Genomic DNA, 13,957 nt, shown 5'->3' with positions numbered 1-13,957 from the left:
GCCCGGGTTTTTTCTTCGATTTACATCAGTCGCGCATCGCGCGTCTCACGCATGCAGACGACGCCGAACAGGCTGACGAGCGCGGCCACCGACACATAGCCGCCCACCCACGAGAGACCGCCATGCGCGGCAAGCAGCTGCGCGATATACGGCGCGACCGACGCACCGAGTATCCCGCCGAGGTTGTATGACACACCTGCGCCGGTATAGCGCACGTTGGTGGGAAAGAGCTCGGGCAGCAGCGCGCCCATCGGCGCGAACGTGACGCCCATCAGGAACAGCTCGATGATGAGGAACAGCTGCACGAGCGGCGTCGAGCCGCTGCCGAGCAGCGGTTCCATCGTGAAACCCGATGCGACCGCGACGAGAATGCCGACGATCAGCACGGGCTTGCGGCCGAAGCGATCGCTTGCCCAGGCGGACAGCGGCGTCGCGAGCGCCATGAACACCACCGCGACGCACAGCATGCCGAGAAAGCCCTGACGCGTGAAGTGCAGCGCGGACACGCCGTACGACAGCGAGAACACGCTCGAGATATAGAACAGCGTGTAGCAGACGACCATTGCGAGCGAGCCGAGCAGCGTCGGCCACCCGTAGCGCGAGATGAGCGTCGCGATCGGCACGCGCACGCGCTCCTGGCGCTCGATGGCCGCGCGAAACGCCGGCGTTTCCGCGATCTTCAGCCGGACATAGAGGCCGAGCACGACGAGCACGGCGCTGACGATAAACGGCACGCGCCAGCCCCAGCTGCGAAACTGTTCGTCGGAGAGCGTGAGCGCGAGGCCGAAGAACAGCCCGTTGGAGGCGAGGAAGCCGACCGACGGTCCCAGTTGCGGGAACATGCCGAACCAGCCGCGCTTGCCGGCCGGCGCGTTTTCCGTGGCAAGCAGCGCCGCGCCGCCCCATTCGCCGCCGAGACCGATGCCCTGGCCGAAGCGCAGCACGCACAGCAGGATCGGCGCGAGACTGCCGATTGCATCGTAGCCGGGCACGAAGCCGATCAGCGTGGTCGACAGACCCATGACGAGCAGCGATGCGACGAGCGTCGACTTGCGGCCGATGCGGTCGCCGAAGTGACCGAACAGGAACGAGCCGATCGGCCGCGCGACAAACGCGATGCCGAACGTGACGAAGGCGGACAGCGCCTGCGCCGTTGCCGATCCATGTGGGAAAAACACCGGTCCGATCACGAGTGCCGCGGCGGTCGCGTACACATAGAAATCATAGAACTCGATTGCGGTGCCGATGAAGCTCGCAAAGATGATGCGCGCCGTGCCTTGTTGCTGCCCGAGGTTCGGGCCTGCGCTTGAAAGCGGCGGTGAGGACATGCGTAAAACTCCGTATCGATGGTGCGACCGCGTGCAGGCGTGTTCGACGTATGGATCGCACGATACGCGCGCTGCCGGCCGTAGTGTCGGCGCACCGTTGTTGGATGGGATACCGGGGTGAGGCAGCTTGCGACTTCTGGCGTGCAACAGGCGGGCGCTATTCCTGCGCGGCATACCTGTCGGGCTACTCCTCGTTGCGGCAGCGTGCCAGACGATGCAAGGCGGGCGGGCGAACGCGCGGATAACGCGGCACGCGGCGACCAGGCTGTTCGGCGCGGGCGGATGGCGGCGCGGCGAAAGCGGTGCCGGAAGTCTCCGGCGGGGAGTGGTCGAATTATATCGACAGCAAGGCACGGCGACATTAAAGAGCGGTTTTCGTTTGGCTTTCCTCCGTTTGCCGCCTGCTTGTCTGTTGTTTATGCGTCGTAGTTTCTTCGTGTGGGCTTCGTTTGCCCTGCCTTTGCTGCGTCAATCGAGGGTTTGCGCTTGCGGCGCGGCAAAGGTGCGTAACTGGAATTTGCCGTTATCGTTGAAGAGCCAGTCTTCGAATAATTCGAGGTGGCCGGCGCGGTCGAGCAGTTTTGCGGGCGGTTGCGGCAGGGGGGCGGCGCGGCGCAGCGTCGCGAGCGCGGTGCTTTCCGCTTCGTCGTCGCCGTTCGTGCGATACACGGACGACGCGACGATCTGCCCGCGGCTGTCGACCACAAAAGTCACGACGACGAGCGAGCGCAGCATCGCCTGCGGCGTGCCTTGCAGCACGTATGACGGATTGCGCTCCATGATGCGTCTTGCGACGGCGCTGCGATATTGGTCGAGCGTCGCGCTGTTGATTGCCGCGAGCGGTACCGTCGCGACCGGCCGTTCCGGAGGTGTGAACGTACACGCGTAGGCGATAAGCGAAATCAGCAGCAATGCAGTGGTGCGTGCGGCCGGAAGGGCACGCGCAACGGAAGAGCCGTTGCCGGCAAGGATTGCTCGGAGGTGACGGTTGCGATCGGGCATCTTCGATCTCTGCTGCGGCGGGGCGCCGCTAACAGCGATCGTAGTGCAGGCGCACCGCGATTCAATAGATGTTCGTACGGATGCGAGGGGCAACGAACGATCGCCTCGTGGTGTGCCCGGAGGTGTGTCCGGAGGTGTGTCCGGAGGTGTGTCCGGAGGTGTGTCCGGACTACGCGTGGCGTGCGGCTATTGCGTGGCGACGCACACTAGTGCCGGCCGCCACCGCCACCGCCTCCGCCGTGCCAGCCGCTGCCGCCACCGCCGCCATGCCAGCCGCCTCCGCCACCGTTCCAGCCGGCGCCATGCCAGCCGCCGCCATGCCAGCCGCCGCCATGTCCGTGCCAGTATCCGCCGTGGTGGTAGTAGCCGTGTCCGTAGTAGCAACAGCCGCCGCCCCAGAAGCCGATGCTGACGCTTCCGAACGCCGGATAGGGATACGGGTAGGCGTAGGGGTAATAGCCCGGGCCGTATGCATAGGGATACGCGTAAGGGTAGGCATAGGCGTAACCCGGGTCGTACGCGTCGTAGGGGCCGTACGGATAGCCGTAGTAATAGCCGGGGGCGGCGACGCAGCCTGTCAGGATGACAGCCGCCGCTGCGGCAATGAGAGCAGTTTTGAGCATTGCAGCCTCCTTCCTTCGGATGGGGAAAGGCGATGCAAGGAAGGGATCTCTCAATTGTATCGGCGCTTTACCGATGGTGCTGCGGGGCGCCCAGCACCGTTTGCGTATGCTCGCCCAGCGCCGCGACCTTCAGTGCCGGTTCGCCCGGTTCGTGCACGAAGCGGATCGGCGTATTCAGATGACAATGCCCGTCGGCATCGGTCAGTAGCATGCCGCGTGCTTGGACGTGAGGGTGCTGCGTCGCCTTCGCGTAGTTGAGTACCGGCATGATGGGTTTGCCGAGCGCGGCGAGCGCATTGGCGAGCCGGCTCGTGTCGGTATTGAGTTGACGCTATGTGATGCTGTGCGCGTCCTCGATGAGCGCGACCGAGTCCGGAATTAATTCTGCATTCCCAATGACCGGATTGCCGGCTCGTAGATGAGCGACTGGTCTATCTCCTTCATTGTGCCTCGTACCGGTCATGAAGGTCTCATGTTATATCTGGTTGTATATAACGAGGATCGAATTGTTCGTGTAGGTTTATCGTATTCGTTGAACAATTGGGGGGCTAGGACGAAGGGCGCGGAAATGAAAAACGGGCCGTCCGGATGGAAAGGCCCGTTTCGCTGGTATGACTGGCGGAGGGCGTGGGATTCGAACCCACGAAGGCCGTAAAGCCTTGCCGGTTTTCAAGACCGGTGCATTCAACCGCTCTGCCAGCCCTCCGAGCCCGAAATTGTAACCTGAAACGGCGGCCCCGCCTCAGAACGTCACTCGCTTATTGCGATTCTTTAAGAAACAACGCTTGCAAATCATTCAGAAAGGCCTGACCGAGCGGCGTCGGCGCGATCTTTTCATAGTCGCGCGTGATCAGTTTGCGTCGTTCCGCTTCCTGCAGCGCCGGTTCGATCGAAGTCATCGGCAAGCCCGTGCGCTCGATAAAGCGATGCACCGGAAAGCCTTCGACTAGCCGCAGCGCGTTGAGCATGAACTCGAACGGCAAGTCGCGCGGGCCGACCTCGTGTTCTTCCTGTACCGCATGGCCGGCTTTCGCCTCGTCGATAAACGTCGACGGATGCTTGTAGCGCATCTGCCGCAGGATCCGGTTCGGGAACGACAGCTTCGTATGCGCGCCCGCGCCGATGCCGAGATAGTCGCCAAAGCGCCAGTAGTTCAGATTGTGCTTGCTCTGCCGGTGCGGCTTCGCATACGCGGACACCTCGTAGCGTTCGTAGCCCGCGGCGGCCGTACGCTCGTGAATCCAGTCCTGCATGTCGGCCGACGCGTCGTCGTCCGGCAGCGGCGGCGGAAACTTCGCGAACAGCGTGTTCGGTTCGAGCGTCAGGTGATACAGCGACAGATGCGGCGGCGCATACGACAGTGCCGTTTCGACATCGGCCCGGCATTCGGTGAGCGTTTGCTGCGGCAGCGCGAACATCAGATCGAGATTGAAATTGTCGAACGTGTGCGCGGCGACGTCGACCGCATGACGCGCTTGCGCCGCATCGTGAATCCGGCCGAGCGCCTTCAGATGCGTTTCATTGAAACTCTGGATGCCTACGGACAACCGGTTCACGCCGCTCGCGCGAAACTGCGCGAACTTTGCCGTTTCGAATGTGCCGGGATTCGCTTCGAGTGTGATCTCGGCATCGGCGTCGAGCGGCAGCAGCGCGCGCACGTCCGACAGCAACCGGTCGAGTCCCGGCGCCGACAGCAGGCTCGGTGTGCCGCCGCCGATAAACACCGTATGCACCTGGCGGCCCCAGACGAGCGGGAGCGCGTGTTCGAGGTCGGCGCGCAGCGCATCGAGATAATCGTTTTCCGGAAAGCGCTCGCCTTTCCATTCGTGCGAATTGAAGTCGCAGTACGGGCACTTGCGCACGCACCACGGAAAGTGCACGTAAAGCGCAAGCGGTGGCAGCGACGTCAGGCGAATGCCGCCCGGCGCGCTGAATGCCTGGATCACGCGGCCGCCGGTCGATGCCGCACTGGCGCTCACGCGTCCTCCTCGAGCCGCGCCAGCAACTGCTGCAACGCAATCGCGCGATGGCTCGTCGCGTTTTTCACCGACGGCTCGAGTTCGGCGGCCGTCGCGTTCAGCGCCGGAATGAAGAAGTGCGGATCGTAGCCAAAGCCGTGCGCGCCGCGCGGCGCGTCGATGATCTCTCCGTGCCAGCGGCCTTCGGCAATCAGCGGCTCGGGGTCGTCGGCGGCGCGCACGAGCACCAGCACGCAGAAGTAATACGCGCGGCGGTCCGTCACGTTGGCGAGTTGCGCCACGAGGCGCGCATTGTTTGCCGCGTCGCTTTTCTCGCCGCCGGCGAGCTGCGCATAGCGCGCCGAATAGACACCGGGTGCGCCGCGCAACGCGCGCACGCACAGGCCGGAATCGTCGGCGAGCGCCGCCAGGCCGGTCAGCTTCGCCGCATGGCGCGCCTTGGCAAGCGCGTTTTCGACGAACGTCGGATGCGGTTCCTCCGCTTCAGGCACATTGAGCGTGCCTTGCGCGATCAGTTCGATACCGGCCGCATCGAGCAGCGCCGCGAATTCGCGCAGCTTGCCCGCGTTGTTCGATGCAAGCACCGCTTTGCCGGGCGACGGCTTCACCGCTGCGCCGCCATCGGCGTTCCGACGATCATTCACCGGCAATCTCCAGGGCTTCCTTCTGCTTCGCGATCAGCGTTTCGATACCGCTTTGCGCGAGATCGAGCAGTGCGTTCATTTCGTCGCGCGAAAACGGTTCGCCTTCCGCCGTGCCCTGGATCTCGACGAAGCCGCCGTCGCCCGTCATCACGACATTCATGTCCGTATCGCACTGCGAGTCTTCGTCGTAGTCGAGATCGAGCACCGGCAGGCCGTCGAAGACGCCGACCGAAATCGCCGCGACGTAGTCGGTAATCGGCGACTGCTCGATGCGGCCCGTCGCGAGCAGCTTCGCCACCGCGTCGTGCGCCGCGACGAACGCGCCCGTGATGCTCGCGGTGCGCGTGCCGCCGTCCGCCTGGATCACGTCGCAGTCGATATGCAGCGTGCGCGGGCCGAGCCGCTCGAGGTCGAACACGGAGCGCAGCGCGCGGCCGATCAGGCGCTGGATTTCCTGCGTGCGGCCCGTCTGCTTGCCACGCGCCGCTTCGCGGTCGCTGCGCGTATGCGTCGCGCGAGGCAGCATGCCGTATTCCGCAGTCAGCCAGCCCTGGCCGCGATCGCGCAGAAACGCCGGCACCTGCTCGGCGATGCTGGCGGTGCAGATCACCTTCGTGTCGCCGAATTCGATCAGGACGGAGCCTTCGGCATGCTTCGTGTAGTGGCGCGTGATGCGCACCTTGCGCAGCTCATCGGCGCGGCGGCCGCTCGGGCGGGTCGTGGTGTCGTTCATCGTGGTCGTCGTCGGGAAGGGGTGGGAGGGATCGGCACGCTCGGGCGGCTTCGGGAAAAGAGGGCGCCCGGCAAACTCCGATTCTAGCGCCGATCGCCCGACTGGCCGCTCAGGCGCGTCCAGCGGGCTCTTTCGCCAAAAATGGGATAATGCGCGTTCCCCGCCCCGCGTCTCGTACACGCCGGGCGACCCGCATCCCGGGCGGTGCGCATGGCCGCACGCCCCCTTCGCGAGACGAACGATGATCTACAGCATGACTGGCTATGCGAGCGCCACGCGCGAACTCGCCGCGATTACCGGCAATGGCGGCGTCAGCGTGTCCGTCGAGTTGCGCACGGTGAACTCGCGCTTCCTCGATCTGAACTTCCGGATGCCCGAAGACGTGCGTGTCTGCGAGCCGACGCTGCGCGAAATGCTGATGACGAAGCTCTCGCGCGGCAAGGTCGATATTCGCGTCAATCTGCAGCGCAGCGAGGCGACCGCCAACGCGGGCGCGCTCAATCGCGATGCGCTCGACCAGCTGGCCGGACTGGAACGCGCGGTGCTCGACGCCTTTCCGCAAGCCGGGCGCCTGCGCACCGGCGAAATTCTGCGCTGGCCCGGGGTGCTCGCCGAAAGCGGCGTATCGCCCGATGTGCTGCGCGACGCGGTGCTCGGATGCGGCAAACAGGCGATTGCCGAGCTGATCGACGTGCGTGCGCGCGAAGGCGCGCAGCTTGCGACGATGCTGCTCGCGAACGTTACCGAAATGGAGTCGATCGTGGCGAAAATCACGCCACTCGTGCCGGAACTGATTGCGAAGCATCAGCAGAAAATCGTCGAGCGTCTGCAGGAAGCGCTGGGCATCGCCGCGCCCGATACGGCGGCGACCATCGTCTCGCGCGAGGAAATCGCCGAGCGGATTCGCCAGGAAGTGACGATGTACGGCATTCGCATCGATATCGCCGAAGAGCTGTCGCGCCTCACCGCGCATCTGAACGAAACGCGGCACGTCATCCAGAAGGGCGGCAAGGTCGGCAAGCGCCTCGACTTCATGATGCAGGAGCTGAACCGCGAAGCGAATACGCTCGGTTCGAAGGCCGCGGCGAAGGAACTCGCCGACTCGTCGATGACGTTGAAGCTGCTGATCGAGCAGATGCGCGAGCAGGTGCAGAATCTGGAGTAAGCAGACGGTTTCGCACCGATCGGCGAGCACATCAAAAAAGCGGGTTAATAAGCGAAGTGGGTTAAACGCAGGAGCTACGGGTATGACCGACCACACACGTGAAAGCAGCGCGCCGCGCAGTCCCTATGCGCGCGCTTATCCGGGCAACCTGTTCATGGTTGTCGCACCGTCCGGCGCGGGCAAGTCGACGCTCGTCAATGCGCTGCTCGCGCGCGACCCGGCGATCCGTCTGTCGATTTCGTACACGACGCGCGCGCCGCGTCCGAAAGAGCAGGACGGCGAGCACTATCACTTCACAAGCGTCGAAGACTTTCTCGCGCGCCATGCGGCGGGCGAGTTTCTCGAAAGCGCCGAAGTGCACGGCAACTATTACGCGACCTCGCGGCTCTGGATCGAAGAGCAGATGACGATCGGCCACGACGTGCTGCTTGAAATCGACTGGCAAGGCGCGCAGCAGGTGAAGCGTCAGTTTCACAACGCCGTTGAGATTTTCATTCTGCCGCCGTCGCTCGAGGCGCTCGAAGATCGCCTCAAGAAGCGCGGCCAGGACGAGCCGAACGTCATCACGCGGCGGCTGCTCGCGGCGGGCGGCGAGATGGCGCATGCGGCCGAAGCGGAATATGTCGTGATCAACGAGAATTTCGATCGCGCGCTGGCCGATCTGCAATGCCTCGTGGCCGCGACGCGGCTGCGATTCGCATCGCAGTACGCGCGGCATACGAACCTCTTCGTGCAACTCGGCATCCACCTGCCGCATGCGGGCTGACCGGACGTTGGTTCGAACACATAAGGTAGAATAAGCAACAACCAGAGAAGGAATTTTCAACATGGCCCGCATTACCGTCGAAGACTGTCTGAAACAGATCCCGAATCGTTTCGAGCTGGCGCTTGCCGCAACCTACCGCGCGCGTCAGCTCGCACAAGGCCACACGCCGAAGATCGAAAGCCGCGACAAGCCCACCGTCGTCGCGTTGCGCGAAATCGCGGCCGGCCAGGTCGGCGTCGAAATGCTGAAGAAGGTGCCGGTTTAAACAGGCGCCTTCATTCATCGTCGAACGTCATGTAACTTGAACCCACGCGTGCGGATTGGCGGGTTGCTCGTTTCGCTCGGCGTCAATTAACCCGGTCAGGAGGCGGACATGAGCTCGAACCCCTCGTCCTCCATGTCGGACGTCGCATCCCACGCGGATGACGGACACGATGCCGAAGCGCCTTCGTCCGCACGCAAGTACATCGATGCGGTCCTCGAACAATCGTTTCGCCATCTGTTCGGGCCGACCGCCACGCCGGAGCAGCCGCGCCGGCACGACGTCGTCTCGATCGCCAAGCTGACCGCCGCGCTTTCGGCTTATCTGTCGCCGGAAGACATCAAGGCGGTCAAGGCGGCGTTTCACTTCAGCGACGAAGCCCACCTCGGGCAATACCGTCAAAGCGGCGAACCCTACATCACGCATCCGGTTGCGGTCGCGGAAATCTGCGCCGGCTGGAAGCTCGACGCGCAGTCGATCATGGCTGCGCTCCTGCACGACGTGATGGAAGACCAGGGCGTGACCAAGGCCGAACTCGCCGAACGCTTCGGCGCGAAGGTCGCGGAACTCGTCGACGGGTTGTCGAAGCTGGACAAGATGGAGTTTCGCAATCGCGAGGAAGCGCAGGCGGAGAACTTCCGCAAGATGCTGCTCGCGATGGCGCGCGATGTGCGCGTGATTCTCGTCAAGCTCGCGGACCGGCTGCACAACATGCGCACGCTCGGCGCCGTGCCGCCGGAAAAGCGTCGGCGCGTGGCACGCGAAACGCTCGATATCTACGCGCCGATCGCGCATCGGCTCGGCTTGAACAATACGTATCGCGAGTTGCAGGACCTGAGCTTCGCGAATTTCAACCCGCATCGGTACGCGACGCTCGAGAAAGCCGTGAAGGCGGCGCGCGGCAACCGGCGCGAAGTGGTCGGCAAGATTCTCGAATCGGTGCAGCGCGCGCTCTGCGATGCGAAGCTCGATGCGGAAGTGACGGGTCGCGAGAAAACCATCTTCAGCATCTACAAGAAGATGCGCGACAAGCAGCTGTCGTTCTCGCAGGTGCTCGATGTGTACGGTTTTCGTGTCGTCGTCGAAAATCCGCTCGAGTGCTATACGTGCATCGGCGCGCTGCATGCGCTCTATAAGCCGGTGCCGGGAAAGTTCAAGGACTACATCGCGATTCCGAAGGTCAACGGCTATCAGTCGCTGCATACCACGCTGGTCGGACCGTTCGGCGCGCCGATCGAATTCCAGGTGCGCACGCGCAAGATGCATGAGATCGCCGAGGCGGGCGTCGCTGCGCACTGGTTGTACAAGAACGGCGGCGCCGACCTCAACGATGTGCAGAAGCGCGCGCATCAGTGGTTGAAGTCGCTGCTCGACATTCAGAGCGAAGTCGGCGATTCGAGCGAATTCCTCGAGCACGTGAAGATCGATCTGTTCCCGGATGCGGTCTATGTGTTCACGCCGAAGTCGAAGATCATGGCGCTGCCGCGCGGCGCGACCGCGCTCGACTTCGCGTATTCGATTCACAGCGATCTCGGCAATCAATGCGTCGCGGTGAAGATCAACAATGAACTGCTGCCGCTGCGCACGGAGCTGAAGAGCGGCGACATCGTCGAGGTGATTACCGCACCGTATTCGAAGCCGAACCCCGCGTGGCTCGGTTTCGTGCGTACCGGCAAGGCGCGCACCGCGATTCGCCACTATCTGAAGACGATGCGTCTGAACGAGTCCGTGCAGCTGGGCGAGCGGCTCGTCGATCAGTCGTTGAAGGGCTATGGGCTGTCGCTTGCCGATGTCACGCCCGAGGCGTGGGAAAAGCTCGTGCAGTGGACCGGCAACAAGAACCGTCAGGAAATCTTCGCCGATATCGGCTTGGGCCGGCGCGTCGCCGCCGTCATGGCCAAGCGCATCGAAGTGCTGATGAGCGGCCACGACGGCGACGAAGACGGTCATCATTCGCGCGGCGAGCATGGCGCGACGTCGAACGCGCCGCCCGTCGTCATTACGGGTACCGAAGGGATGTCGGTGCAGCTCTCCGCGTGCTGCCGGCCGATTCCCGGCGACAACATCATGGGCTATATCGGCATCGGCCTCGGTATGGCGATTCACACCACCGACTGCCGCGTCGCCCAGCGCATCCACCGGCGCGATCCGGGCCGCTGGATCGACGTCGCGTGGGCGCCGCAGCCGGGGCGCCTGTTCGACGTCGCGGTCAAGGTGCTCGTGAAGAACACCAAGGGTGTGTTTGCGCGCGTCGCCGCGGATATCACGTCGGCTGACGCCAATATCGTCCATATCGCGATGGATGAAGATCAGTCGCAGGAATCGACGGTGCTGCGCTTCGTCATTCAGGTCAGCGACCGCGTCCACCTCGCGAATGTGATGCGGCGCGTGCGGACCAACCCCGATGTCATGCGCATCGCGCGCGAACGGCCGAGCGAAGACGGCGGCCATCATCGTCACGATGGCGGTATGCGGATCGATCGCGAGCGCGCCGATTATTGAGCCCTTCGGGCGCGCACCTTGCTGCATTTCGGTGAGGCATGCGTGTGTTATCGGGAGCGAATCCAATGAAGGTAGCGGACCTGACCGGCCTGGCGCTCGACTACTGGGTGGCGCGCAGTCTGCATGACTTTGTGCGCGAAATTCACTTCACCGACAGCGGCCGCACCGTGTCGATTCGCGGCAATGATCGCGGGCGGCCGTGGGACGGCCGCTTCACGCCATCGACGTCATGGGATGCCGCTTCGGTTGTGCTTGAGCGCGTACGGCGGATCGACGTGCGCGAGCGCCTGCGCAACGGCGCCGTGCATTGTGTGGCGGAATTCGATGCAGAGCGCGACGACGCGGGCGGCCGCAACAGCGAGCGCGCCACTGAAGGGCGCGGCGAGTCATTGCGCATTGCGTTGCTAAGGGCGTTTGTGGCGAGCCGCTTCGGCGTCACCGTCGACGACGTGCTGAGGCAGTCGCAAGCGCTGTTTGGCGCGCGAGCGGAGCCGGTCGGCGAGCAGACGGCGATGAACGTCGTGGAAGATCCGCCGGTGCCTGATGGACGGATCGGCGATATCAAGTCGGTCCCGCGCATGTGACGGAACAGGATGGCCTGAAACAAAAAGGGCCTTCCGTACGGAAGGCCCTTTGAAGATGGCGCGGCTGGCAGGATTCGAACCCACGACCCCTTGGTTCGTAGCCAAGTACTCTATCCAACTGAGCTACAGCCGCACGCAAGACGGTACTGCTTACCTTGTTGAGACCAGCATATCGACCGGGTAGGTGATGCCGCCGGATTAAATGAAAGGGCCTTCCCGGAGGAAGGCCCTCGAATAAGTGGCGCGGCTGGCAGGATTCGAACCCACGACCCCTTGGTTCGTAGCCAAGTACTCTATCCAACTGAGCTACAGCCGCACGCAGAAACGGGATTATAGCAAAGCTGGCAGAAAAGGGAAGCAGCAATGGCGATCTGTCCCGCCGCGGCGATCGTGTAGGCTTGATATCGGGGCATCCGGACGGCGTTTGCGCGTTAACGGTTAATGGTTGGGCTGTATGGTTTCGGCTGTATGGACCAGTATTGGCAGATCATCATGAACAAGGCTTTTGTTAAAGAATCGAGCGACGACAGCGACGACGATCTCGACGTCGCTCAACCGGACGTTCCCGCGGGAGCGAAAAACTACATCACGCCGGCAGGCCATCGCCGGCTGCGTACGGAACTGCTGCACCTGATCGATGAAGAGCGTCCCGAAGTCGTGAAGCTCGTATCGTGGGCGGCGTCGAATGGCGACCGCTCGGAAAACGGCGACTATATCTACGGCAAGCGTCGCTTAAGGGAAATCGACCGGCGCATCCGCTTTCTGACCAAACGCCTCGACCTGGCGGAAGTGGTCAATAGCAGCAGGCAGGAGAACACCGATCAGGTGTTCTTTGGCGCGACCGTCGAATATGCGACCGGCGACGGCGAAGCGCATACCGTGAAAATCGTCGGTATCGACGAGGTCGATCTGGACCACGGGCATGTCAGCTGGATTTCGCCGATTGCTCGCGCGCTACTGAAGGCGAAAATCGGCGATCAGGTCACGTTGCATACGCCTGCCGGCCCGGAGCCGATCGATGTGCTCGACGTGCAGTATCCGTCTGCGGAGGAAGAGGCCGCGTAATAGCGGGGCTTTGCCCGGAGGCAAACTCGGGGCAAATTCGGGGCAAACAACGCGCAACAATGGGAGCGGCAACAAAAAAAAGGCGCCGCAAGCGGCGCCTTCAATACTGCGGATACTGCTTTATTCTTGAACGCTTGTCTTAGAAGCGGTGACGGATACCGCCGGTCACAGCAACCTGGTTGTTCGTCGAGGAAGCCGCGCCGATACCGTTGATGACCGGGTGAACGATCGCGTTGTCGTTCGTGGTCACGTATTCAGCCTGCAGGTACACGTCCGTACGCTTCGACAGCGCGTAGTCCGTTTGCAGGTTGACCTGGTTGAAGTGCGGGTTCGTCGCCGCGAGGCTCGCCTTCGTGTACGTGTACGAACCGGCGATGCTCAGAGCCGGCGTCAGAGCGTAACGCGCGTTCGCTTCGAAGTTCTGGAAGTGAGCGCTGTTCGGAGCGCCGAGCGACGGCTGGCCACCGGCACCCGAACCGAAGCCGGCCAGATCTTGCAGGTTGGTTTGCGTGTACACGAGGCCGAACGTTGCCGGTCCGAGCGTGTAGTTTCCACCGGCGCCCCACGTTTGCTGGCGCGAAGCGAAGAACGTGTTGTCGCCCGCGATTGCACCGCTCGCGTTGGTCGTCGCGGTGTTGATCGCGCCAGCGTTGTTGTTGACCTGCAAGTAGCCCGCGCCGACGTTGAAGCCAGCGAAGCTGTACGATGCACCCGCGCTGTACACGCGGTTGTTCGCGAAGCCGTCAGCCTGGTTCGAGAAGCCGTACAACGCGCCGAACTTGAAGCCCGCGTAGTTCACGCTCGTGTACTTCACCGAGTTGTTCACGCGGAACGAGTTGTTCAGGTTGTCGTTGTCGAACGGGTGGGCGAACTGCGTACCGCCGTACTGCGTACCCGTCAGAGCCAGCGGGGCGACGAAGTCGACCATGCTGTCATATTGACGGCCAAGGGTGACGGCGCCGAACTGGTCGCTCGCGAGACCGACGAACGCTTGACGGCCGAACAGACGGCTATTTTGCTTGAGCGTGCCGTCGTTGATGCCGAAGCCGTTTTCCAACGTGAAGATGGCCTTCAGACCGCCACCGAGATCTTCAGCACCGCGCAGGCCCCAACGGCTGCCGTTGATCGAGCCCGACGTTTCCTGAACGTTGCTCGCACCGTGCTGGCTATTGGTATAGGTGATGCCGGCGTCGATCAAGCCGTACAACGTAACGCTGCTCTGCGCGTGAGCCGCAGTAGCAAACACGCCCGACAGGGCGGCGACCATGAGTGTCTTTTTCATCTTTGTAACTCCGAGAACAGGA

At 63.1% G+C, this 13,957-nt stretch carries 13 protein-coding genes, 3 tRNA genes and 1 pseudogene; 6 read left to right on the top strand and 11 right to left on the bottom strand.

What is annotated here, in order from left to right; all coding sequences use genetic code 11:
• Positions 1–20: 20 nt before the first annotated feature.
• From ACYPXD_RS24620 to rph, 8 genes and pseudogenes are all read right to left on the bottom strand, one after another.
• Entirely contained in the window at positions 21–1,328 is a 1,308-nt protein-coding gene (locus ACYPXD_RS24620; protein WP_459717195.1) for an MFS transporter, read from the bottom strand.
• Positions 1,329–1,796: 468 nt separating this feature from the next.
• On the bottom strand, positions 1,797–2,330 hold the full coding sequence (locus ACYPXD_RS24615; protein ID WP_459717192.1) for an energy transducer TonB family protein: 534 nt from the start codon (positions 2,328–2,330) through the stop codon (positions 1,797–1,799).
• 206 nt (positions 2,331–2,536) lie between these two features.
• On the bottom strand, positions 2,537–2,953 hold the full coding sequence (locus ACYPXD_RS24610; RefSeq protein ID WP_459717190.1) for a hypothetical protein: 417 nt from the start codon (positions 2,951–2,953) through the stop codon (positions 2,537–2,539).
• A gap of 67 nt (positions 2,954–3,020) precedes the next feature.
• Positions 3,021–3,257, bottom strand: a pseudogene (locus ACYPXD_RS24605) (CoA transferase); the annotation flags it as partial.
• Positions 3,258–3,569: 312 nt separating this feature from the next.
• Positions 3,570–3,659: transfer RNA gene (locus ACYPXD_RS24600), tRNA-Ser, on the bottom strand.
• A gap of 52 nt (positions 3,660–3,711) precedes the next feature.
• Positions 3,712–4,932, bottom strand: a complete 1,221-nt coding sequence (gene hemW, locus ACYPXD_RS24595; protein WP_459717186.1) for a radical SAM family heme chaperone HemW — start codon at positions 4,930–4,932, stop codon at positions 3,712–3,714.
• Complete coding sequence (rdgB, locus tag ACYPXD_RS24590; RefSeq protein ID WP_459717184.1) at positions 4,929–5,576, bottom strand: RdgB/HAM1 family non-canonical purine NTP pyrophosphatase; 648 nt, start codon at positions 5,574–5,576, stop codon at positions 4,929–4,931. The genes hemW and rdgB overlap by 4 nt, the downstream gene beginning before the upstream one ends.
• Complete coding sequence (gene rph, locus ACYPXD_RS24585; protein WP_459717180.1) at positions 5,569–6,309, bottom strand: ribonuclease PH; 741 nt, start codon at positions 6,307–6,309, stop codon at positions 5,569–5,571. Before rph ends, rdgB begins: the two co-directional genes overlap by 8 nt.
• 241 nt (positions 6,310–6,550) lie before the next feature.
• Here rph and ACYPXD_RS24580 point away from each other — a divergent pair, with 241 nt between their 5' ends.
• The 5 genes from ACYPXD_RS24580 (at position 6,551) to ACYPXD_RS24560 (ending at position 11,588) form a co-directional block, all read left to right on the top strand.
• A complete protein-coding gene (locus tag ACYPXD_RS24580; RefSeq protein WP_459717178.1) occupies positions 6,551–7,474 on the top strand; it encodes a YicC/YloC family endoribonuclease in 924 nt (307 codons plus the stop codon).
• An 82-nt stretch (positions 7,475–7,556) separates the two neighbouring features.
• Complete coding sequence (gene gmk / locus ACYPXD_RS24575) at positions 7,557–8,240, top strand: guanylate kinase (protein WP_459717176.1); 684 nt, start codon at positions 7,557–7,559, stop codon at positions 8,238–8,240.
• A gap of 61 nt (positions 8,241–8,301) precedes the next feature.
• The gene (rpoZ, locus tag ACYPXD_RS24570; RefSeq protein WP_006025620.1) at positions 8,302–8,505 is read left to right on the top strand and encodes a DNA-directed RNA polymerase subunit omega; all 204 of its coding nucleotides are present in this window, start codon (positions 8,302–8,304) and stop codon (positions 8,503–8,505) included.
• A gap of 108 nt (positions 8,506–8,613) precedes the next feature.
• Positions 8,614–11,004, top strand: a complete 2,391-nt coding sequence (locus ACYPXD_RS24565; protein WP_459717170.1) for a RelA/SpoT family protein — start codon at positions 8,614–8,616, stop codon at positions 11,002–11,004.
• Positions 11,005–11,069: 65 nt separating this feature from the next.
• Positions 11,070–11,588: a phage protein NinX family protein gene (locus tag ACYPXD_RS24560; RefSeq protein WP_459717167.1), complete on the top strand. Its 519-nt coding sequence runs from the start codon at positions 11,070–11,072 to the stop codon at positions 11,586–11,588.
• Positions 11,589–11,644: 56 nt separating this feature from the next.
• Here the strand turns inward: ACYPXD_RS24560 and ACYPXD_RS24555 are convergent.
• Both ACYPXD_RS24555 and ACYPXD_RS24550 read right to left on the bottom strand, forming a co-directional pair.
• Positions 11,645–11,721: transfer RNA gene (locus tag ACYPXD_RS24555), tRNA-Arg, on the bottom strand.
• A gap of 106 nt (positions 11,722–11,827) precedes the next feature.
• Positions 11,828–11,904, bottom strand: a tRNA-Arg gene (locus ACYPXD_RS24550).
• Between the two features lie 176 nt (positions 11,905–12,080).
• Between ACYPXD_RS24550 and greB the strand changes: the two genes are divergently transcribed.
• Positions 12,081–12,653 (top strand): transcription elongation factor GreB, encoded by a 573-nt coding sequence (gene greB / locus ACYPXD_RS24545; protein ID WP_459717165.1) that lies wholly within the window; start codon positions 12,081–12,083, stop codon positions 12,651–12,653.
• Between the two features lie 139 nt (positions 12,654–12,792).
• Here greB and ACYPXD_RS24540 read toward each other — a convergent pair whose 3' ends face one another.
• Positions 12,793–13,935, bottom strand: a complete 1,143-nt coding sequence (locus ACYPXD_RS24540; protein WP_459717163.1) for a porin — start codon at positions 13,933–13,935, stop codon at positions 12,793–12,795.
• Positions 13,936–13,957: the final 22 nt, after the last annotated feature.

This window comes from Paraburkholderia sp. 2C, from assembly GCF_054589215.1.
Note: the sequence above shows the minus strand (reverse complement) of the source record. Positions and strands in the feature narration are given on the sequence as shown.

Bases quoted from the DNA above. Each gene is read 5' to 3' on its own strand.
- rpoZ (WP_006025620.1), top strand. From the start codon at position 8,302: ATGGCCCGCATTACCGTCGAAGACTGTCTGAAACAGATCCCGAATCGT.
- ACYPXD_RS24610 (WP_459717190.1), bottom strand. From the start codon at position 2,953: ATGCTCAAAACTGCTCTCATTGCCGCAGCGGCGGCTGTCATCCTGACA.
- gmk (WP_459717176.1), top strand. From the start codon at position 7,557: ATGACCGACCACACACGTGAAAGCAGCGCGCCGCGCAGTCCCTATGCG.
- ACYPXD_RS24580 (WP_459717178.1), top strand. From the start codon at position 6,551: ATGATCTACAGCATGACTGGCTATGCGAGCGCCACGCGCGAACTCGCC.
- greB (WP_459717165.1), top strand. From the start codon at position 12,081: ATGAACAAGGCTTTTGTTAAAGAATCGAGCGACGACAGCGACGACGAT.
- rph (WP_459717180.1), bottom strand. From the start codon at position 6,309: ATGAACGACACCACGACCCGCCCGAGCGGCCGCCGCGCCGATGAGCTG.
- ACYPXD_RS24565 (WP_459717170.1), top strand. From the start codon at position 8,614: ATGAGCTCGAACCCCTCGTCCTCCATGTCGGACGTCGCATCCCACGCG.
- ACYPXD_RS24540 (WP_459717163.1), bottom strand. From the start codon at position 13,935: ATGAAAAAGACACTCATGGTCGCCGCCCTGTCGGGCGTGTTTGCTACT.
- ACYPXD_RS24615 (WP_459717192.1), bottom strand. From the start codon at position 2,330: ATGCCCGATCGCAACCGTCACCTCCGAGCAATCCTTGCCGGCAACGGC.
- ACYPXD_RS24620 (WP_459717195.1), bottom strand. From the start codon at position 1,328: ATGTCCTCACCGCCGCTTTCAAGCGCAGGCCCGAACCTCGGGCAGCAA.
- ACYPXD_RS24560 (WP_459717167.1), top strand. From the start codon at position 11,070: ATGAAGGTAGCGGACCTGACCGGCCTGGCGCTCGACTACTGGGTGGCG.